This is a genomic window from Amycolatopsis deserti (assembly GCF_014653945.1).
Lineage (GTDB): Bacteria > Actinomycetota > Actinomycetes > Mycobacteriales > Pseudonocardiaceae > Amycolatopsis_E > Amycolatopsis_E deserti.
The window spans coordinates 539,121-557,813 of record NZ_BNAU01000003.1 but is presented as its reverse complement, the minus strand read 5'-3'; the positions used below and the strand labels follow the sequence as shown (position 1 = coordinate 557,813).

The 18,693-nt window shown below is 72.4% G+C and carries 20 protein-coding genes; 12 read left to right on the top strand and 8 right to left on the bottom strand.

Annotation, left to right across the window (positions count from 1 at the left end):
* Positions 1–395 precede the first annotated feature (395 nt).
* Entirely contained in the window at positions 396–986 is a 591-nt protein-coding gene (locus tag IE290_RS17470) for an LURP-one-related family protein (protein ID WP_229874549.1), read from the bottom strand.
* 145 nt (positions 987–1,131) lie between these two features.
* Here IE290_RS17470 and IE290_RS17465 point away from each other — a divergent pair, with 145 nt between their 5' ends.
* Positions 1,132–1,746 (top strand): acetyltransferase, encoded by a 615-nt coding sequence (locus tag IE290_RS17465; RefSeq protein ID WP_191245617.1) that lies wholly within the window; start codon positions 1,132–1,134, stop codon positions 1,744–1,746.
* On the opposite strand, the gene IE290_RS17460 is transcribed toward IE290_RS17465, so the two are convergent.
* Together IE290_RS17460 and IE290_RS17455 are read right to left on the bottom strand one after the other, a co-directional pair.
* Positions 1,743–2,777, bottom strand: coding sequence for an LLM class flavin-dependent oxidoreductase (locus tag IE290_RS17460; RefSeq protein ID WP_191245616.1), 1,035 nt, complete (start codon positions 2,775–2,777; stop codon positions 1,743–1,745). The two genes, IE290_RS17465 and IE290_RS17460, sit on opposite strands and share 4 nt — an antisense overlap.
* 32 nt (positions 2,778–2,809) lie before the next feature.
* Entirely contained in the window at positions 2,810–3,949 is a 1,140-nt protein-coding gene (locus tag IE290_RS17455; RefSeq protein ID WP_191245614.1) for a cytochrome P450, read from the bottom strand.
* Between the two features lie 89 nt (positions 3,950–4,038).
* Between IE290_RS17455 and IE290_RS17450 the strand changes: the two genes are divergently transcribed.
* The 6 genes from IE290_RS17450 (at position 4,039) to IE290_RS17425 (ending at position 10,071) form a co-directional block, all read left to right on the top strand.
* Positions 4,039–5,118, top strand: coding sequence for a TetR/AcrR family transcriptional regulator (locus IE290_RS17450; RefSeq protein ID WP_191245613.1), 1,080 nt, complete (start codon positions 4,039–4,041; stop codon positions 5,116–5,118).
* A 2-nt stretch (positions 5,119–5,120) separates the two neighbouring features.
* Positions 5,121–6,605, top strand: a complete 1,485-nt coding sequence (locus IE290_RS17445; protein WP_229874571.1) for a DHA2 family efflux MFS transporter permease subunit — start codon at positions 5,121–5,123, stop codon at positions 6,603–6,605.
* 85 nt (positions 6,606–6,690) lie between these two features.
* Entirely contained in the window at positions 6,691–7,383 is a 693-nt protein-coding gene (locus IE290_RS17440; RefSeq protein WP_191245609.1) for an SDR family oxidoreductase, read from the top strand.
* A gap of 37 nt (positions 7,384–7,420) precedes the next feature.
* On the top strand, positions 7,421–7,750 hold the full coding sequence (locus IE290_RS17435) for a putative quinol monooxygenase (RefSeq protein WP_191245608.1): 330 nt from the start codon (positions 7,421–7,423) through the stop codon (positions 7,748–7,750).
* Positions 7,747–8,928, top strand: coding sequence for a CaiB/BaiF CoA transferase family protein (locus IE290_RS17430; protein WP_191245606.1), 1,182 nt, complete (start codon positions 7,747–7,749; stop codon positions 8,926–8,928). The genes IE290_RS17435 and IE290_RS17430 overlap by 4 nt, the downstream gene beginning before the upstream one ends.
* A gap of 642 nt (positions 8,929–9,570) precedes the next feature.
* Complete coding sequence (locus IE290_RS17425; RefSeq protein WP_191245605.1) at positions 9,571–10,071, top strand: hypothetical protein; 501 nt, start codon at positions 9,571–9,573, stop codon at positions 10,069–10,071.
* Positions 10,072–10,213: 142 nt separating this feature from the next.
* On the opposite strand, the gene IE290_RS17420 is transcribed toward IE290_RS17425, so the two are convergent.
* On the bottom strand, positions 10,214–10,804 hold the full coding sequence (locus IE290_RS17420; protein ID WP_191245604.1) for an ImmA/IrrE family metallo-endopeptidase: 591 nt from the start codon (positions 10,802–10,804) through the stop codon (positions 10,214–10,216).
* Positions 10,801–11,175 carry a helix-turn-helix domain-containing protein gene (locus IE290_RS17415; RefSeq protein ID WP_191245603.1) on the bottom strand — a complete coding sequence of 125 codons (375 nt, stop codon included), beginning with the start codon at positions 11,173–11,175 and terminating at the stop codon, positions 10,801–10,803. The genes IE290_RS17420 and IE290_RS17415 overlap by 4 nt, the downstream gene beginning before the upstream one ends.
* Before the next feature lie 119 nt (positions 11,176–11,294).
* Here IE290_RS17415 and IE290_RS17410 point away from each other — a divergent pair, with 119 nt between their 5' ends.
* A complete protein-coding gene (locus IE290_RS17410; protein WP_191245602.1) occupies positions 11,295–11,516 on the top strand; it encodes a DUF2188 domain-containing protein in 222 nt (73 codons plus the stop codon).
* Between the two features lie 92 nt (positions 11,517–11,608).
* On the opposite strand, the gene IE290_RS17405 is transcribed toward IE290_RS17410, so the two are convergent.
* Together IE290_RS17405 and IE290_RS17400 are read right to left on the bottom strand one after the other, a co-directional pair.
* Positions 11,609–12,220 (bottom strand): D-sedoheptulose-7-phosphate isomerase, encoded by a 612-nt coding sequence (locus IE290_RS17405; protein ID WP_191245601.1) that lies wholly within the window; start codon positions 12,218–12,220, stop codon positions 11,609–11,611.
* A 22-nt stretch (positions 12,221–12,242) separates the two neighbouring features.
* A complete protein-coding gene (locus IE290_RS17400; RefSeq protein WP_191245600.1) occupies positions 12,243–13,406 on the bottom strand; it encodes an MFS transporter in 1,164 nt (387 codons plus the stop codon).
* An 85-nt stretch (positions 13,407–13,491) separates the two neighbouring features.
* Here IE290_RS17400 and IE290_RS17395 point away from each other — a divergent pair, with 85 nt between their 5' ends.
* Positions 13,492–14,031 (top strand): TetR/AcrR family transcriptional regulator, encoded by a 540-nt coding sequence (locus IE290_RS17395; protein ID WP_191245599.1) that lies wholly within the window; start codon positions 13,492–13,494, stop codon positions 14,029–14,031.
* A 490-nt stretch (positions 14,032–14,521) separates the two neighbouring features.
* Here the strand turns inward: IE290_RS17395 and IE290_RS17390 are convergent, their stop codons facing one another.
* Positions 14,522–14,803 carry a metal-sensitive transcriptional regulator gene (locus IE290_RS17390; RefSeq protein ID WP_191245598.1) on the bottom strand — a complete coding sequence of 94 codons (282 nt, stop codon included), beginning with the start codon at positions 14,801–14,803 and terminating at the stop codon, positions 14,522–14,524.
* A 407-nt stretch (positions 14,804–15,210) separates the two neighbouring features.
* Between IE290_RS17390 and IE290_RS17385 the strand changes: the two genes are divergently transcribed.
* From IE290_RS17385 to IE290_RS17375, 3 genes are read left to right on the top strand one after another with little or no spacing between them, the layout of a single operon-like run.
* Positions 15,211–15,420: a heavy-metal-associated domain-containing protein gene (locus IE290_RS17385; protein ID WP_191245597.1), complete on the top strand. Its 210-nt coding sequence runs from the start codon at positions 15,211–15,213 to the stop codon at positions 15,418–15,420.
* Positions 15,421–15,424: 4 nt separating this feature from the next.
* A complete protein-coding gene (locus IE290_RS17380) occupies positions 15,425–17,620 on the top strand; it encodes a heavy metal translocating P-type ATPase (protein ID WP_191245596.1) in 2,196 nt (731 codons plus the stop codon).
* Positions 17,621–17,666: 46 nt separating this feature from the next.
* On the top strand, positions 17,667–18,689 hold the full coding sequence (locus IE290_RS17375; RefSeq protein WP_191245595.1) for a flavin-containing monooxygenase: 1,023 nt from the start codon (positions 17,667–17,669) through the stop codon (positions 18,687–18,689).
* Positions 18,690–18,693: the final 4 nt, after the last annotated feature.

Genomic DNA, 18,693 nt, shown 5'->3' with positions numbered 1-18,693 from the left:
CCCCTTCGGGGGATTCCTCCTCGACGGGCCCCGTACGGGCGTGACCAACCAGCACCGTTGTCGCGCCGCTCGAGGAGCCGTACGGTCCGGTTCGGATCGTCGGGAGTGGATCGCCGTTGCGCTTCACCACCGTCGGCGAGCCCGTCCTCGCGGGAGGTACCCGTGATCCGGCGCCCCGTGCCGGCCGTGCTGGCGGCCGGGCTTCCTCGCACCCGCGGGCACCTCGACTCGCTGACCGTCTCAATGGGACTGTCCATCGGCTGGGGTGACCGGTACCCGTGCACCGTGCCCGACCACGCCACCGCACGCCCAGGGCCTGTTCGTGGAGTGCGACCGCGCGAACAACTCGACGTGGGTGGACATCGCCCTGACCAGCCGCAAGCACGGGCCGCGGCTCAGCGGGACTGCAACGCGTCCAGCGCCACGGCCTGCGCGAGCACCAGCCGGCGGTCCAGCGACGGGTCGCCGATGCGCACCACGTAGTGGTCCCGGAAGCGGGTCTTCTTCTCGAAGCTGCCCACCACCTGGCCGTCGCGGACGAAGTCGAAGTGGTACTTCCACGGGAACGGGATGTCGCCGACCCACGGGAGGAAGTCCCAGATCCGCCGGAACAGCGCCAGGCCCATGCTGCGCTCGCTGATGTCGACCGGCGGCAGGCCGGGCTGCTCCAGCCGCCAGGTGGACCGCAGCAGCGACTTGCCGAACTGCTTGCCGAACACGCCGATCGACTGCCCCTCGGCGGTGGTCACGTCGTAGGCGCTGGCCAGGTCGATCACCTTGCGCGCGCGGAACGCGGCGAGCACGTACTGCTTGCTCTCGTCCGCGTAGAGGGTGACCTGTTCGCGGAAGGTCATCCGCTTCTGCTCGACGAACGCGACCAGCTGGCCGGGCCCGCCGTTCCCGTCGTCGGCGAAGACCTCGTAGCGGTTCACCATCATGGTGACGCGCTGGTGGACGTGGAACTGGTCGTGCTGTTGCAGGTTCACGAAGCCCCCAGATCGGCTGTTTTGGCGACACTCTAGGCGCCGGGAACGGCACGGTGAAAATCAGCGGGCTTACCAGCCGGCGCGCGGACCGGTTGGCTCGGGAATCACCAGCCGAAACCGCGGAACCGCCGGAGAGTCGCGCCGTATGTCGAAGAACCTGGTCGTCCTGGGAGCCGGAGGACTGGCACGTCAGATCGTGGGAGTCATCGACGACATCGACGACCTCACGCTGCTCGGCCTCACGGGCGAACCGGACGAACACAGCCTGCGGAACGACACGCCACTTCTCGGCGGGGACGAGGTGCTCAAGACCCTCGACACGGCCTACGTGATCGGCGTCGCAAACCTCCTCGTGCGGCGCAAGCTCGAGGAGTACGCGGCCGCCGCAGGTCGGGAACCGGCGACGGTCGTCCATCCGACGGCGCGGGTCGAGAAGCGCGTGTCGATCGGTCCGGGCGGTGTCGTGATGCCCGCCGCGCAGGTCCAGGAAGCCGTGGAACTCGCCCGGCACGTCCTGGTCGACGCGAACGTGCTGGTCTGCCATGAAGCCGTCGTCGGCGCGCACGTCACCATCAGTCCGCGGGCGGTCGTCGGCGCGCGGACCACCATCGGCGAGGGAACCACCATCGGCATGGGAGCCGTCGTCCTGCCGGACGTGACCGTCGGCGAGGAAGCGGTGATCGGTGCCGGCGCTGTCGTCACCAAGGACGTTCCGGCGCAGACCACCGTGGTGGGCGTCCCGGCACGCGTCCTGCGCTAGTCCCCGAACTCCGCCTGGAGCTGGGGTAGCACCTCGGTGCCCAGCAGTTCGATCGCCGTCATCACGTGCTTCTGCGGCACCCCCGACCAGTCCATCTGCATGGCGTATCGGTCGGCTCCCACGAGTTTTCCGACCGTGATCAGGCGCTCCGCGACCTCGTTCGGGCTGCCGGTGAACAGCGCGGAAGCCCCGGCGGTGTAGGCGTCGTACTCCGCGCGGGTCGGGACCGGCCATCCGCGGGCCCGCGCGCCGTACTTCATGGTTTCCAGCCAGTACGGGTAGAACGTCTCCTTGGCGTCCTGCGACCGGCGCGCCACCAGCCCGATCGCGCTCATCGTGACGTGCTGCGTCGCCGGGTCGTTGCCGGACACCTCGCTCGCCCGGCGGTACAGCTCCACCAGCGGCGCGAACCGCTCCGGGCGGCCGCCGATGACGGCGTACACGACCGGCAGCCCGAGAGCGCCGGCGCGGATCGAGGAGTCCTGGTTGCCTCCCGTGCCCACCGAGATGCGCAGGTGCTCGCCGAACGGCCGTGGCAGCACCCGCGCACCCCGCAGCGGCGCGCGGAACTTGCCCGACCACGTCACCGGATCCTCGCGGTCCAGCGTCAGCAACAGGTCGAGCTTCTCCTCGAACAGCGCGTCGTAGTCCTCCAGGTCCGCGCCGTACAGCGGGAACGACTCGATGAACGACCCGCGCCCCACCAGTAGCTCGGCCCGGCCGCCGCTGAGCTGGTCGAGCGTCGTGAACTGCTGGTACAGCCGCACCGGGTCCTCGGTGCTCAGCACGGACACCGCGGTGGACAGCGTGATCTTCGAGGTCACGCTCGCCGCCGCGGCGAGCACCGTGGCCGGGTTGGAGATCGCGTACGAGTCCAGGTGGTGCTCGCCCAGGCCGTAGAACCCCAGCCCCAGCTCGTCGGCCAGCTTCATCCGCTCCAGCGTGTCGGCCAGCGCCTGCGAGACGGACCGCTGCTCGCCGGTGACCGGATCGGCCGGGCGGTCACCGAAGCTGTAGATGCCGAGTTCCATGCCTCCCAAGGTAACCAGCGGAAGATGACGCGTCAACCAAATCGGACGACCAGGCTGGACAGCCGCCAGGTGCCCGGATCCGGCATGCGCTCGACCTTGACCGGTTCGAACTCCCGTCGCAGCAACGCGCTCAGCGCGACCTCGGTCTGCACCCGCGCCAGCGCCGCGCCGAGGCAGAAGTGCGGGCCGTGCCCGAAGCCGAGGTGACCGCCGCCGGGACGGGTCACGTCGAAGCGGTCGGGATCGGCGAACGCGCGCGGATCCCGGTTGGCCGCCGCGACCGCCGCGACGATCGCCTCGCCCTCGCGGATCACGGCGCCCTCGAGTTCGACGTCCTCGCGGGCGTAGCGCGGGATCGTCATCAGGGTCGGCCCGCACCAGCGGATCAGCTCGTCGACCGCGCGCGGCATCAGCCCGGGGTCGGCGCGCAGCGCGGCGAGCTGGTCCGGGTGGTCCAGCAGGGCGGCCACCGCGTTCGCGATCAGGTTCGCCGGGGTCTGACCGGCCAGGACCAGGTGCCACACCAGCGTGACCATCTCGGTGTCGCTGAGCCGGTCCTCGGCCCGGATCAGGTCGGCGAGCACGTCGTCGCCCGGCTCCACCCGGCGGCGGGCGATGGCGGCCTGCGCGCCGGCCATGACTCCCGGGATCGCCGCGGCGAACGCCGGGCCGTGGCCGCTCGCGACGGCCATGCCGTACTCGCGCCACCGCGCGCGGTCCTCGTCCGGGATGCCGACCAGCTCGCAGATCACCTCCATCGGCAGCGGCCGGGCGAAGTCCCGCAGCAGGTCGGCCTCGGCGGGCAGGTCGTCGAGCAGCCGTCCGACGAGTGGTTCGATGCGCGGCCGGAAGTCCAGCGCGCGGCGGGCGGAGAAGGCGGGGGAGACCAGTCGCCGCAGCCGGGCGTGCTCGGCACCCTCCACTTCGGACATCGTGCGCATGTACGCGCGGCAGTGCTCGGGCACGTCCGGCCGCTGGTAGCTGTTCGACGTCAGCTCGAAGCGCGGGTCCGACAGGACGGCTCGGGCGGTTTCGTGACGGGTCGCGGCCCACACCGGGCCGAAGCCAGGCGCGCCGACGCGGGCGAGCGGCGCCTGTTCCCGAACCCGGCCGTAGGCGGTGAACGGGTCGGTCAGCACTTCGGGGTCGGTCAGGGAGATCTCGGGGATCATCAGCACTCCAGATGTTGATACCAGATGTTCACATCATCTGAATGGGCACGATATCTTGGTCTCCGTCCGGATGGCAACGAGGAGGCGTGGTGGCGCGGCTGACCAGGGCGGAGACGCAGGAGCGCAACCGCGCGAAAGTGCTGGTGGCGGCCCGTCAGGAGTTCGCCGAGCGGGGGTTCCGGGACGCGAAGGTGGACGTGATCGCCGAGCGCGCGGAGCTGACGCGCGGCGCGGTCTACTCCAACTTCCCCGGCAAGCGGGCGCTCTACTTCGCGGTCCTGGCCGACCTCGCCGCCCGCGCCGAGCCGTCCCCGCACAGCCGGCCCGGCACCGACGCGCGGTCCGCGATCGGTTCGTTCGCCCGGGACTGGATGGTGCGCGACGCCGGTCTGGGCCGCGACCTGCCGTCCGAGGTGATGGCCGACGAGCGGGTGCGGCTGCCCTACGCGCAACTCCTGGAGCTGGGCGCGCTGCTGCTCGCGCTGGCGATGGAACGGCTCGACCCGCCCGAGTCCCCGCCGGGTGCGCCGCCCGCGCGGTACGTGCGCCGGGCGCGGTCGGTGCTGACGACCCTGCACGGCGCGCGGCAGCTCACCGTCGCCGCGCCCGGGTTCGTGGAGCCGTTCGACGTGGTGAGCACCTGCGAACAGCTCGCCGGCCTGCCGCTCAACGACTGGTGGGCGCCGCCGCAGGTGTCCCCGCAGCCGCGCCCCGCCGGTGAGCCGTGGTCGCCCGGCGAGGCCTTCGACCTGGTGCGCGGGGAGACGGTCCGGCTGCCGTCCGACGGCGTCGTCGCGGTCCTCGGCCTGCACCGGCTCGCCGCGGCCGAGGAGGCGGTCCGGGCGGGGGCGGGCGTGACGGTCGTGGTGGTCACCGGGGAGCCGGCCGAGCTGGGGCCGCTCGCGCGTCTGGTGATCACCGAGGTGGCCGCGTCCCTGCGCCAGGCGTTCCCGGCGACGGCGTGGCCGGGTCTGCCGGTCGTGTTCGACGAGCGCGCCGAGCTGGCGGCGGCGGCCGGCGTGCCGGCGGTCAGCGACGCGACCGAGGTGGCGGTGCGCGTCGCGGGTGGCCGGGTCGTGGCGCGCGCGGACGGTTTCGGCGCCTGTCACGCGGTGGCGGCGAACAGGCTTGCGCCCGCCGCGTCCAGCCACCACGATCGGTCCTCGTGACGATGGCGGAACCCGCGCTCCGGTACGGCCAGGCCTCCGGGCGCTGGGTCCTTCTCGCGACCGTGCTCGGGTCCGGCGTGACCTTCCTCGACGCGACGGTCGTGAACATCGCGCTGCCGAGAATCGGCAGCGATCTCGAGGCGAGCACGGCCGGTCTGCAGTGGACGGTCAACGGCTACACGCTCAGCCTCGCCGCCCTGATCCTGCTCGGCGGCTCCCTCGGCGACCGCTTCGGGCGGCGCCGGATCTTCGTGCTCGGCGTGGCGTGGTTCGCGATCGCGTCCCTGCTGTGCGGGCTCGCGCCGGACGTGTGGACCCTGGTGGCCGCGCGGGTGCTGCAGGGCGTCGGTGGCGCGCTGCTCACGCCCGGGTCGCTGGCGATCCTGGAGGCGTCGTTCCACCCCGACGACCGCGCGAAGGCGATCGGCGCGTGGTCCGGGCTGGGCGGGATCGCCGGGGCGCTCGGCCCGTTCCTCGGCGGGTGGCTGGTCGAGGTGGCGAGCTGGCGGCTGGTGTTCCTGATCAACGTGCCGCTCGCGGCGATCGTCGTCGTGGTCGCGCTCCGGCACGTGCCGGAGACCCGCAACCGGGAGGCCGCGCGGCAGCTGGACTTCACCGGCGCGGCGATGGGCGCCCTCGGGCTGGCCGGGCTGAGCTACGGCTTCACCGCCTGGCCGGCGCTCGGCGCGGGCTCGCCGACGGTGCTGGTGGCGCTGGCGGTCGGGGTGGCCGGGATCGCCGCGTTCGTGCTGACCGAGCGGCGGTCGGCGCACCCGATGCTGCCGATGGGCGTGTTCGCGTCGCGGCCGTTCACGGCGGCGAACCTGGTGACCTTCGCGGTGTACGCGGCGCTGGGCGGCGTGTTCTTCCTGGTGGTGCTGAACCTGCAGGTCGTCGGCGGGTTCTCGCCGGTCGCGGCGGGGTCGGCGATGCTGCCGGTGACCGCGTTGATGCTCGTGCTGTCCGCGCGGGCGGGAGCACTGGGGCAGCGGATCGGGCCGCGGCTGCCGATGACCGCGGGGCCGATCATCTGCGCGGTCGGGCTCGTCCTGCTGTCCCGGATCTCGGCGAGCCCGTCGTACCTGACCGAAGTGCTGCCCGCGGTCGTCGTGCTCGGGCTCGGGTTGTCGCTGACGGTCGCACCGCTGACGGCGACCGCGCTGGGCGCGCTGGACGACCGGTACGCGGGGGTGGCCAGCGGCGCGAACAACGCGATCGCCCGCACCGCCGGGCTGCTCGCCGTGGCGGTGCTGCCGCTGGTCGCCGGCATCGGCACGGGCAGCCTGACCGATCCCGCGGCGCTCGCGCCCGCCTACCGCACGGCGATGCTGGTCTGCGCCGGGTTGCTGGTCGCGGGCGCGTTGATCGCGTTCGCGTTCGTGCCCGGCCGCCCGAAGCCCGCGCCGGTCAGCCCGGTGAAGGTCCACTGCGCGGTGGCCGGGACCCCGCTGCACCCGGCGGAATGCCGGGAACCGGCCGGTCGTTGACGGGGCCGCGCGGCCGGGCCGAATAGCGGAACAGGGTCCACGGACCCTGTTCTTTTTCGCGATCAGGCGTTTATCCTGGCGCCCGATGAACGACAGGGGAATTGCCGTCGTGGTCGGAGCGACCGGCGGAATCGGCGCCGAGGTGGCCGCGGCCTTGGCTGACCGGTACACGCTCTGGCTGGCCGGACGTGACGAGACCGAGCTGAAGGAATTCGCCGGAAAACTACCGGACGCTCATTGCTGGCAACTCGACCTCGCCGCCGATCCGGACATTTCAGATAATTTCCCTGAATTGTTTTCCGTCGACGTTCTGGTGCATTGTGCCGGTGTTTTCCAACTGGGCGATGTGGCGGAAACCGATCCCGCGGTGTGGCGTGAGCTGTTCGCGGTCAACCTGTTCGGGGTCGCGTCGGTGACCCGGCTGCTGCTGCCCGCCCTGCGGGCCGCCCGGGGACGGGTGGTCCTGGTGAACTCGACGGCCGCGCTCGGTCCGCCTGCCCACCGCGCCGCGTACGCCGCCAGCAAGACGGCGCTGCGGGTGTTCGCCGAGGCGCTGCACCGCGAGGAGCTCCCGAACGGGGTCCGCGTCACCAGCATCTACCCGGGGCGCGTCGCGACGCCGATGCAGCAGACGGTGCGCCGCATGGAGGGCGGGCGCTACGAACCCGAGCGCTACCTCGATCCGGCGTCGGTCGCCGGCGCGGTGCGGTCCGTGCTGGCCGCGCCGCCGGACACGCACCTGACCGAGCTCGTGATCGAGCCCGAATGGCGCCCGTGACCTTGCGGTCGCGGCGCGTATCCGGTGGTATGACGGCATGAACCAGACGGACCCAGTTGTCGTGGTCGCGACCATGGAGGCCGCGGAGGGCAAGGAAACCCAGGTCGAGGAGGCGCTGCGGACCGCGGTGCGGGCGGTGCACGCCGAGCCCGGCTGCGAACGCTACGCGCTGCACCGCGACGCCAAGTCGCCGACGACGTTCGTCATGGTGGAGAAGTGGGCGTCCGGCCCGGCGCTCGGCGCGCACGGCAAGGGCGCGGCGCTCGCCGAGCTGGGCAAGGCGCTGGACGGGCTGCTCGCCAAGCCGATGGACGTGCAGCTGCTGACCCCGCTGCCGGACGGGGACGGCCGGCTGGGCGCGCTGTGAACCTGCCGCTCGCCGGGATCACCGTCGTCAGCCTGGAGCAGGCCGTCGCGGCGCCGTTCGCGACGCGTCAGCTCGCCGATCTCGGCGCCCGGGTGATCAAGGTGGAGCGGCCCGGCGGCGGCGACTTCGCGCGACGCTACGACACGACCGTGCACGGCCAGTCCAGCTACTTCGTCTGGCTCAACCGGTCGAAGGAGTCGCTGACGCTCAACCTCAAGGATCCGCGCGGCCGTGAGGTGCTAGCCCGGCTGCTCGAGGGCGCGGACGTGTTCGTGCAGAACCTCGCGCCGGGTGCCGCGGCGCGGATGGGCCTGGATCCGCGGGCGCTGGGTGAGCGGTACCCGTCGCTGATCCCGTGCACGATCAGCGGGTACGGCACCGACGGGCCGTGGGCCGAGCGCAAGGCCTACGACCTGCTCGTCCAGTGCCAGACCGGGCTGGTGTCGCTGACCGGCACGCCCGAGGGCGCGGCGCGGGCGGGGGTGTCGGTGGCGGACATCGCGGGCGGTATGTACGCCTACTCGGGCATCCTGACGGCGTTGTTCACCCGGGCGACGACCGGCCGGGTGCGGCCGGTGGAGGTGTCGCTGTTCGACGCGCTGTCCGAGTGGATGGGACAGCCGGCCTACTACACGCGCTACGGCGGCACCCAGCCGCCGCGGGTGGGCACTCAGCACGCGACGATCGCGCCGTACGGGGCCTACACGGCGGCCGACGGCAAGGACGTGCTGTTCTCGATCCAGAACGAGCCGGAGTGGGTCGCGCTGTGCACGCACTTCCTGCAGCGGCCGGAGCTGGTCGACGACCCGCGGTTCGCGACGGGATCGGCGCGGGTGGTCCACCGGGACGAGCTGAACGAGATCGTCGCCGCGCGGTTCCGAGAGCTGGACAGCGACAAGATCATGGCCCTGCTGGACGGCATCGGCGTGGCGAACGCCGGGGTGAACTCGGTGCACGAGTTCCTAGCGCACCCGGTGCTCGCGGAGCGCGACCGGTGGCGGGAGGTGCCGATCCCCGGCGGGACGATGCAGGCGCTCCTGCCGCCGGTGATCATGGGCGGTTTCGAGCCGCGGATGGGGCCGGTGCCCGAGGTGGGCGCCCAGACGGACGCGATCCTCCAGGAGCTGGGCCACGACGCGGCGGAGGTGGAACAGCTGCGCGCGGAGGGCGTCGTCTGAGGCGCGTGGCTTGCCGGCTTGCCGCGTGCGGCTTGGTGGCTTGGCGCGTGGGGCTTGTCGTGCGGGGGCGGCGCGGGGCCTGCCCTTCCGGGCCGCCCGCCAGGGGCCTGGCCCCCCGCCACGCGGGCTTGGCAGCTTGCCGTGCCGGGGTTGGCCGCCGCACAGGCTCGGGAGCTCGCCGCGCCGGGCCGGGATAGCTCGCCGCGCCGGGCCGGGCAGCTTGCTGCGCCTGGCCTGGCGGTCTGTCCTGCGGGGCTCGCTGGCTTGGCGCCTTGAGGCGCGGTGCTTGGCCGCCTGACGCGCCGGGCTTGGTGGCTTGGCGCGCGGAGCCTGGCGCCTTGCAGCGGGGTTTGGCGGCTTGCGGCGCGGGGCATGGCCGCCCGCCTGCGGGGCTTGGCCGCCTGCCGCGCCGGGCCTGCGGTGCCGTGTGGGTCCGGCTGCCCGCCGGGCGGGGTTTGGCAGCTTGTCGCGTGAGGCTTGGCTGCTTGCCGCGCCGGGGGGCGGTGGGCCTGCCGCGCGGCTGCGGAGTGTCTGAGAGCCGCTCTCGTCGCCATTCGGGGCGTGCTGCGTCGGGGGCCTGGAGCGCGTCGGCGGGCTGTTCTGGCCTGGATTGGGGCGCCGGTTCGTGGGGTACTCACCGGTATGGGTCGCACGTTGCTGGGCATTTACCTCAACGACCACGTGGCCGTGGTGACGGCCGGGGCCGAGCTCGCCAGGCGCTTCGCCCGCGCTGAGGCCGAGTGGGCCGGCAACGGGAAGCTCGACCGGCTCGCCGAGGAGATGGCCGATGACCGCGACGCCCTCGTCGACATGATGCGCGCCCTCGGCGAACCCAGCCGCCCCACCGGGCAGTGGGCCGGCTGGCTCCTGGAGAAGGCGGGCAGGCTCAAGTTCAACGGCCGGCTGCTGAACCGGTCACCGCTCAGCCGCGTCGTCGAACTCGAAGGACTCCGGCTCGGCGTCGAGGGCAAGGTAGCGGCGTGGCGCACCCTGCGCGCCCGCGCCGCCGTGGACTCGCGCCTGGACGCCGATCGCCTCGACGAGCTGATCGCGAACAGCCGCAGCCAAGCCACGCGCCTCGAACGGCTTCGGGCACGCGCGGTCGCGGAACTGTTCGGCGAGGAAGCCGCGCAGGACGCCTGACGACACCCCGCGGCCACCAGCCTCCGCGGGCTCTTCCCCGTGGTTGACCCGTTCTGCCGGCAGCCGCCTCCCATCTGTCCCTAGTGGACGGTCGAGTTGTCCACAGATTTACCCACCTGTGGATCGCTTTGTGGACAACCTCTCAGGCGGGTGTGGCGTAGCGTGCCTCGGCCTTGATCCGTGTTCTCGCGGCGATCCGGCGCGCGCCGCTCATGTTCATGCGCCACGTGGCCATCGCGACGCTGACCCGGAAGTGGTTGGCCACCGACTGATCCGACCATCCCTTGAACGCCGCTATCCGCGCGGCGTCGGTGGGGATGAGGAGTTCGCCGGAGAGCTCAGTGGCCTCCTCCTCGATCCCGGCGACCGCCGAGCGGCAGCCGTTCTCGTCGGTCAGCGTCGGGCCGAACGGGTGCTCCAGCAGCACGTGCGCCATCTCGTGGGCCATCGTGGACCGCCTGCGGCGCAGCGGATGCACGTGGTTCTCGATGATCACCGCCCCGCTCGGCTCGAGCGGGACCAGCGCCGCGGAGAACACGTGCGGCCGCTCCTCCGTCAGGTACCGCACCGACGTCTCCGGCAGGAACGGGCTACTGAGGTCGAACACCTCGATGCCGTAGAGCTCGGCGAGCGCCCACGGGTCCAGCGGCGCGAAGACCTCGGTGCCCAGCTCGGCCCTGACCTCGAGCGCGAGTTCCCTGGCCTCCTTCTTGAAACCCCGGCGGAGGGTCATTTCAGCTCCTTGTTCTTGGCGCGGATGTGTCGCATCGTCAGGCCGACCACGTCCAGCACGTGCTGCTGATCGGCCTCGCTCAGTTCTTCCTCGGCCCGGAGCAGCGGCGCGAGCCGCGCTTCGAGCGAGGGCCGTCGGCGCCCGTCGGGCAGGCCCTCCGGCCACACCATGAACGTCTCGGCGGGCATCCCCAGCCACTGGACGAGCGCGATGAACCCGTCCAGGTCCGGCCGGTGACCGTTGCCCATGCGGCTGACCAGGGACGCGCTCACCCCGGCCTCGGCCGCGAGCTGCCGCCAGGACAGGCCGCGTGATTCGCGCTCCGCGTCCAGAGCCGCATAGAGCCTCCCCGTGTCCAGCCGTCCGCCCATGTGGCACACCTCCGCCTCTCGTCCCGTCGCAGTTTTGCCGAACCGTTGCGGAGGTGCAACGGTGGTGTAGTATAGGAACGGTGTTGCTGTGGTGCAACACCGGAGGAGGGAGGCGGATCATGTCGCGAACGGTGTACTGGGTCTCGCCCATGCTGGGCAGCTGGGACGTCAAGCGAGGTGCGGCCGTGCTGTCGCACCACGAGCGCAAGCGGGACGCGGTGCGCGCGGCCGCGAAGCTGGCGCGCGCCGATCGCCCGAGCGTGCTCAGGATTCAGCGGCGGGACGGGTCGATCGAGAGCCGACGGCTCTACGGCGACGATCCGCTTCCCGCTCCGGGCTGACTTCTGCCCCGGCCTTCCGGGGTTGGGGTGGGTGGGCATGAGGGGAGACTAGGGGTGGGGTCTGACAATTCGGGGCGCTTCGTCCTCCGGGGTCACGAGGCCCTTCGCTCTCCGTCCCCTGTGGACAGTGCGCGGGCCACTTCCGCGCACAGGATGTGGACCGCCACGAGGTGCGCCTCCTGCACGGTGGCCGCCGTGCCGGGCAGGCACAGCGCGTCCTCGACGACGTTCGCCAGCGGGTTCGGGCTCGGCCCGGTCAGCGCCCACACGTTCGCCCCCGCCCGGACGCCCTCTTCGGCCGCTCGCGCCAGGTTGCGGCTGCGCCCGCTCGCCGACAGCAGCACGAGGACGTCGCGCGGGCGGGCGTGCGCCCGCACCTGCCGCGCGAAGACCTCGGCGTGGTCGTACTCGTACTCGTCGCCCACCGCCGTGAGGCTGGAGGTGTCGGCGTGCAGGGCGATCGCCGAGAACGGCGGGCGGTCGTCGTGGTAGCGGCCGAGCAGGTCCGCGGTCAGCTGCCGCGCTTCGGCCGCGGACCCGCCGTTGCCGGCCGCGAGCAGGCGGTTGCCCTCGCTCAGCCGCTCGGCGAGCACGCGGCCCCAGCGCGTGAGGCGCCCCGTCTGCTGACGGAGCGCGCTCAGCGTCTCGTCCAGGATGTCCAGGTGTCCGCGCGCCACGTCCGGAACTGTGGTGGTCGCGCTCATGTGCGGGAGGTTTGCCTGCTGTTCAACGTTTAAACTTCTCCGCCGCCCAGGCGGCGGCCAGGCCGACGAGGAGGAACACGGCAGCCAGCCACGGCAGGAACGGGCCGGGTACCAGCTCGAGCGCGGCGGCGCCCAGCACCCCGGCCAGGGACACCGCGAGGTAGATCGCCGACGCGTTCAGCGACACGACCAGTGACGGCGTCGCCGGCGCGGCGGCGATCAACTGGTGCTGCTGCGGCACCATCACCGACCACGAAGCCAGGCCGTAGGCGATGACGGCGATCAGCGCACCCGCGAACGTGGCGGTCGTCCACGGCATCAACGCGAAGTCCAGCGCGCCGAGGACCATCGCGGAGGTGATGACCCGCATCGGGCCGAAGCGGTCGGTCCAGCCGCCGGTGACCACGTTGCTGATCGTGCCGGCGACGCCGGAGGCGAACAGGAGGACGGTGAGTCGGACGCCGTCGCCCGCGGTCGCGTGCTCGACGATCACGCTGAGGTAGATCGTGACCAGGTAGATCCCGATGAACATGGCCACGGTCGCGGTGAGGATCAGCGCGATGGTCCGGTCCCGCAGCGGGGCCAGGCGCTCCCGCAGGGTGGTGGCCGGCGGGTTCGGCACCGGCGGTAGCCACAGCGCGACGCCGGCCGCGGCGACCACGCCGAGCGCGGCGACCAGCCACATCGTCTCGCGCCAGCTCGCTACGGAGCCGAGCAGCGTCCCGATCGGCACGCCCAGCGCCGTCGACGACACCAGGCCCAGCGTCACCAGCGACATCGCGCGGCCGCGCCGCTCGGGTGGCGCCAGGGCGGCCGCGGCGGTGGAGGCGGTCGGCGTGATCGCGGCGGCGCCGGCCGCGGCGATCACCCGCGACGCCAGCGCGAGGCCGTAGTCCGGGGCGAGCGCGGTGAGGGCGTTGCCCACCACGAAGACGGCGAGCGCGGCCAGCAGGACCCTGCGCCGCGGCCAGTTCCCGGTCGCGGCGGCGGGCACCGGGGACAGGACGGCGTAGGCGATCGCGAAGACGGACACGAGCTGGCCGGCCTGGCCGACGCTGACGTCCAGCGAGCGGGAGAGTTCGGGCAGGACGCCGTTGACGACGAAGGCGTCCGTGCCGACGGCGAACGTCGCGATCGTCAGGACGCCTATCCGGGCGGACAGGCGTTCGCTGGTGGTGGTGACCATGGGCTCCCCAAAACGGTACTGATCGGTTCCGTTTGAACGGTACTGATCGGTTCCGTTTTTCGTCAAGTTCGGATACTGTGGGGGTATGCCGACACGTGCTCGTGAGCGTCTGGTGCAGACCGCGGAGGACCTCTTCTACGCGGAGGGCATCCGCGCGGTCGGGGTCGAGCGGTTGCTGGAGGAGTCCGGCGTCGGGCGCGCGTCGTTCTACCGGCACTTCGCGAGCAAGGACGACCTGGTCGAGACGGTCCTGAGTGAGCGCGACCGGCAGTGGCGGCAGCTGCTGGCGGAGGGGGTCGCGGCGCGCGGCGATCATCCGCTCGCGGTGTTCGACTTCCTCGCCGAGCGGTTCGCGCGCGCCGACTACCGGGGCTGCGCGTTCATCAACGCGATGGCCGAGATCGGCGACGCGGACGCGGCGGTGTACCGGCTGGCGCGGGCGCACAAGGCGGCGGTGACGGACTACCTGGCGGGGCTGCTGGAGAAGGCGGGGTACGCCTCGAGCGCGACGCTCGCGGCGCAGCTGATGTTGCTGATCGACGGGGCGCTGGTCACGGCGCTACGCGAGCGCAGCGCGGAGCCGGCCCACCGCGCGAAGGCGGTCGCGGAGGCGCTGCTGGGGTGAGTTCTGGGGTCGGTGGGGTGCTGCGTGGAATGGGCTTGCCGGCGAAGGTGGTCGTGGAGGCGCTGCTGGGGTGAGTCCGCGGCCGGGCGGGGCGCTGCGTGAAGTCGGCTCGCGCGGCGAAGGTGGCCGCGGAGTTGCTGCTGGGGTGATTCTGGGGGCCAGGTGCGGCGGGGACGCTGTGGCGGGCCGGCCCATCGCGACAACGCGCGCCGAGGCGCTGCTGGGTGAGTTCTGGGGCCCGTGGGGCGCTGTGTGGAGTGGGCTCGCGTGGTGAAGGTGGTCGCGGAGGCGCTGCTGGGGTGAGTACGGGGTCCCGGTGCGGCGGGGACGCTGTGGCGGGCCGGCCCACCGCGACAAGGCGGTCGTGGAGGTGCTGCTGGAGTGAGCTCTGGGTGCCGGCTGTGCGAGCCGGCTCGTCGGGGACTGTGGTCGCGGCCGCGCCGCGATGGCTGTCGTCCGGCGGGTGGGTGCGGCTGTCCGACCTCGCGGGTCAGGACTTCACGAGGCGCGCGATGGCGTCGCTGGCCTCGCGGACCTTGACCTCCGCCTCGCGGCCGCCGGTGCGCGCCGCGTCGACCACGCAGGTCGACAGGTGCTCGTCCAGCAGCTCGAGCGAGAACGACTGCAGCGCCTTCGTCGCGGCGGAGACCTGCGTCAGGATGTCGATGCAGTACTTGTCCTCTTCGACCATGCGCTGCAGGCCGCGGATCTGCCCCTCGATCCGGCGCAGCCGCTTGAGGTAGGCGTCCTTGTCGCCGCTGTAGCTCGCCATGTCCGCCTCCGCTGTAGGAAAACTCCCGCCATCATACCCGTTCCCCGTATGCCCGACCTTGCGTCGAACGGAGCCGTCTGTTCACCTGATTACCTGAACAGGTGATGGAGGTTATCCGCGGGTGATCGGACCCCTCTCGGCGGGCGGGAACGGATGTCGGGTGGCCGCGGTGGCCGGCCTCCACGCTGCACGACGTCACCAGCGTGACCGGCGCGGTTCGACGACGCCGAGCTCGCCAGCCGCGGCCCGCTCGCCTCGATCGGCGGAGCTGAACCTCGGCCACGCCGGGTTCGTGATCGTGGGTTTGTTCGTCCTGACCTGGGTAATCGCCTGGCTGGTGTGGCACTTCGGCCGCATCGAGGAGCGCTGGGTGACCCCCGGTACGGGTAGGGGGTATAGTTCGGGCCATGACTGAGACCGTCTACACCGTCACCGGGATGACCTGCCAGCACTGCGTCGCCTCCGTCACCGAGGAGGTCGCCAAGATCGACGGCGTCGAAGACGTCAAGGTCGATCTGCCGACCGGCTCGGTCACCGTGGTGAGCGCCGCCGAGCTGAGCGACGACGCGATCCGGGCCGCCATCGACGAGGCCGGGTACGAGCTCGCCTCCCGGTGACCCGATGACCGCCGCCCCCGAGCGCACCGAGGTCGAACTGGCCATCGGCGGCATGACCTGCGCCGCGTGCGCGAACCGCATCGAGCGCAAGCTGAACAAGCTCGACGGGGTCACCGCCACGGTCAACTACGCCACCGAGAAGGCCAAGGTCAGCTTCCCCGCAGGCATCGAGCCGCAGGAGCTGGTCGACACGGTCGTCGCCGCCGGGTACTCGGCCACGCTGCCGCGGCCCGACGAGGAGAGCGACGACCACGTCACCGGCCTGCGGGACAGGGTGCTCGCGGCGGCGGTCCTGTCGCTGCCGGTGGTCGTCCTGGCGATGGTCCCGGCCTGGCAGGTCGACTACTGGCAGTGGATCTCCCTGGCGCTGGCGACACCGGTCGTGTTCGGCGCCGGCCTGCCGTTCCACGTGGCGGCGTGGACGAACCTCAAGCACCGCGCCGCGACGATGGACACCCTCATCTCCGTCGGCACCCTCGCGGCCTACCTGTGGTCGGTGTACGCGCTGGTGTTCACCGACGCCGGTGAGATCGGTCTGCGGCACCCGTTCGAGCTGACCATCGAGCGCGGCAGCGAAAGCCGCATCTACCTCGAGGTCGCCACGGCGGTGACCACGTTCATCCTGGCCGGGCGCTACTTCGAGGCCCGCGCCAAACGCCGGGCCGGCGCCGCCCTGCGCGCACTGCTGGAGCTGGGGGCCAAGGACGTCGCCGTGCTGCGGGACGGCGCCGAAGTCCGGATCCCGGCGTCGCAGCTGGCCGTGGGGGACCGGTTCGTGGTGCGGCCGGGCGAGAAGATCGCGACCGACGGTGAGGTCGAGGACGGCTCGTCGGCGGTCGATCAGAGCATGCTGACCGGCGAGTCCGTGCCGGTCGAGGTCGGGCGGGGTGACGCGGTCGTCGGCGCCACCGTCAACGCGGGCGGTCGTCTCGTCGTGCGTGCCACCCGCGTCGGATCGGACACGCAGCTCGCGCAGATGGCGAAGCTCGTCGAGGCGGCGCAGACCGGGAAGGCGCAGGTCCAGCGCCTGGCCGACCGGGTGTCCGGCGTGTTCGTGCCGATCGTGCTGGTGCTCGCGCTGGGCACGCTGATCACCTGGCTCGCCCTCGGGGAGCCGACCACCTCGGCCTTCACCGCCGCGGTCGCGGTGCTGATCATTGCCTGCCCGTGTGCGCTCGGGCTGGCGACGCCGACCGCGCTGCTCGTCGGCACCGGCCGGGGCGCGCAACTCGGGATCCTCATCAAGGGCCCGGAGGCGCTGGAATCCACCCGCCGGATCGACACCGTCGTGCTGGACAAGACCGGCACGGTCACCACCGGCCGCATGTCGCTGGTCGACGTCCGGCTCGCCGACGGCGCGGACCGGGACGAGGTGCTGCGGCTGGCCGGGTCGCTGGAGCACGCCTCCGAGCACCCGATCGCCAAGGCCATCGCCGCCGCCGTCGACGAGCACGCGCCGGTGTCGGAGTTCCGCAACGTCGAGGGTCTGGGCGTGCGGGGCGTGGTCGACGGCCGCACGGTCGTGGCCGGGCGCGCCGCGCTGCTCGCCGAGTCGGGCCTGCACCTCCCGGACACGCTCGCGCGGGCCAAGGCCGAGGCGGAGGAACTGGGCCGGACCGTGATCGCGGTCGGCTGGGACGGCCAGGTACGTGCGGTCCTGATGGTGGCCGACACGGTCAAGCCCACGTCCGCCGAGGCGGTGCGCCGGCTCGCGGCGCTCGGGCTGCGGCCGGTGCTGCTGACCGGCGACAACGAGACCGCCGCGAAGGCGGTGGCCCGTGAGGTCGGCATCACCGAGGTGATCGCCGAGGTGCTGCCCGCGGACAAGGTCGACGCGGTGAAACGTCTGCAGGACCAGGGAAACCGGGTCGCGATGGTCGGCGACGGCGTCAACGACGCGGCCGCGCTCGCGCAGGCCGACCTGGGCCTGGCGATGGGCACCGGCACCGACGTCGCCATCGAGGCGAGCGACCTGACGCTGGTGCGTGGCGACCTGCGGGCCGCGGCCGACGCGATCCGGCTCGCGCGCCGCACGCTCGGCACCATCAAGGGCAACCTGTTCTGGGCATTCGCCTACAACGTGGCGGCTCTGCCGCTGGCCGCCCTCGGCCTGCTCAACCCGATGATCGCCGGTGCGGCCATGGCGCTGAGCTCGGTGTTCGTGGTGAGCAACTCGCTGCGGCTGCGCGCGTTTTCGTAGGAACGCCCTCCCGGCTACCGTAGCGGTTCGGACCTGGGGAGGCGTGATGCCGGACGCGATCGTGATCGGCGGCGGCCAGTCCGGACTCGCCGCGGCCTACGCGCTGCGGGAGGCCGGGCTGAAGCCGGTGGTGCTGGAGGCGGGAGCGGAGCCGCTCGGATCCTGGCCGCGCTACTACGACAGCCTCACGCTGTTCTCGCCCGCGGGCTACAGCTCGTTGCCCGGCAAGCGATTTCCCGGCGATCCGCGGCACTACCCGGTGCGCGACGAGGTGGTCGACTACCTGCGCGACTACGCGGCCGGGCTGGATGTCGACATCCGCACCGGGCAGCGCGTGGAATCCGTGCGGCGCAACGGGAGTTTCGTCGTGCGCGCCGGGGAGGAGTTCGAGGCGCCGATCGTCATCGCGGCCAGCGGGTGGTTCGGCAAGCCCTACACGCCCGCGTTGCCGGGGCTGGATTCCTTCGCCGGCAAGGTGATCCACGCGGCCGGCTACCGCGAGCCGAGCGCGTTCGCCGGGCAGCGGATCGTCGTGGTCGGCGCGGGCAACTCCGGGGTGCAGATCGCCGCCGAGCTGGCCGAGGTGTCGTCGGTGACGCTCGCGACGCGCAAGCCGATCCGGTACGCGCCGCAGCGGTCGCTGGGCAAGGACCTGCAGTTCTGGCTCACCGTCACCGGCGTGGCGGTGCTGCCGCGCCGGATCAAGGGCGAGCCGCCGACCGTGCCGGTCATCGACACCGGCCACTACCGCGGGCTGATCCGCGCCGGCCGCCCGGACCGCCGCCCGATGTTCACCCGCCTCGATGGCAACCACGTCGTCTGGTCCGACGGCCGCCGTGAGCCCGTCGACACGCTCCTGCTCGCCACCGGGTACCGGCCGGACCTGCCCTACCTCGCCGGGCTCGGCGCGCTGGACGAGCGCGGCCTGCCGAAGCACCGGCGCGGCGTGTCCACGTCCGTGCCCGGCCTCGGGTACGTCGGGCTGGAGTGGCAGAGCACGCTGGTGTCCGCCAGCCTGCGCGGCGTCGGCCGCGACGCCCGCCATGTGGTCCGCCGCCTGCGCCGATGAGGTA

Bases quoted from the DNA above. Each gene is read 5' to 3' on its own strand.
- IE290_RS17375 (WP_191245595.1), top strand. From the start codon at position 17,667: ATGCCGGACGCGATCGTGATCGGCGGCGGCCAGTCCGGACTCGCCGCG.
- IE290_RS17390 (WP_191245598.1), bottom strand. From the start codon at position 14,803: ATGGCGAGCTACAGCGGCGACAAGGACGCCTACCTCAAGCGGCTGCGC.
- IE290_RS17420 (WP_191245604.1), bottom strand. From the start codon at position 10,804: ATGACCCTCCGCCGGGGTTTCAAGAAGGAGGCCAGGGAACTCGCGCTC.
- IE290_RS17405 (WP_191245601.1), bottom strand. From the start codon at position 12,220: ATGAGCGCGACCACCACAGTTCCGGACGTGGCGCGCGGACACCTGGAC.
- IE290_RS17395 (WP_191245599.1), top strand. From the start codon at position 13,492: ATGCCGACACGTGCTCGTGAGCGTCTGGTGCAGACCGCGGAGGACCTC.
- IE290_RS17385 (WP_191245597.1), top strand. From the start codon at position 15,211: ATGACTGAGACCGTCTACACCGTCACCGGGATGACCTGCCAGCACTGC.
- IE290_RS17440 (WP_191245609.1), top strand. From the start codon at position 6,691: ATGAACGACAGGGGAATTGCCGTCGTGGTCGGAGCGACCGGCGGAATC.
- IE290_RS17445 (WP_229874571.1), top strand. From the start codon at position 5,121: ATGGCGGAACCCGCGCTCCGGTACGGCCAGGCCTCCGGGCGCTGGGTC.
- IE290_RS17465 (WP_191245617.1), top strand. From the start codon at position 1,132: ATGTCGAAGAACCTGGTCGTCCTGGGAGCCGGAGGACTGGCACGTCAG.
- IE290_RS17380 (WP_191245596.1), top strand. From the start codon at position 15,425: ATGACCGCCGCCCCCGAGCGCACCGAGGTCGAACTGGCCATCGGCGGC.
- IE290_RS17460 (WP_191245616.1), bottom strand. From the start codon at position 2,777: ATGGAACTCGGCATCTACAGCTTCGGTGACCGCCCGGCCGATCCGGTC.
- IE290_RS17425 (WP_191245605.1), top strand. From the start codon at position 9,571: ATGGGTCGCACGTTGCTGGGCATTTACCTCAACGACCACGTGGCCGTG.
- IE290_RS17455 (WP_191245614.1), bottom strand. From the start codon at position 3,949: ATGATCCCCGAGATCTCCCTGACCGACCCCGAAGTGCTGACCGACCCG.
- IE290_RS17410 (WP_191245602.1), top strand. From the start codon at position 11,295: ATGTCGCGAACGGTGTACTGGGTCTCGCCCATGCTGGGCAGCTGGGAC.
- IE290_RS17415 (WP_191245603.1), bottom strand. From the start codon at position 11,175: ATGGGCGGACGGCTGGACACGGGGAGGCTCTATGCGGCTCTGGACGCG.
- IE290_RS17435 (WP_191245608.1), top strand. From the start codon at position 7,421: ATGAACCAGACGGACCCAGTTGTCGTGGTCGCGACCATGGAGGCCGCG.
- IE290_RS17400 (WP_191245600.1), bottom strand. From the start codon at position 13,406: ATGGTCACCACCACCAGCGAACGCCTGTCCGCCCGGATAGGCGTCCTG.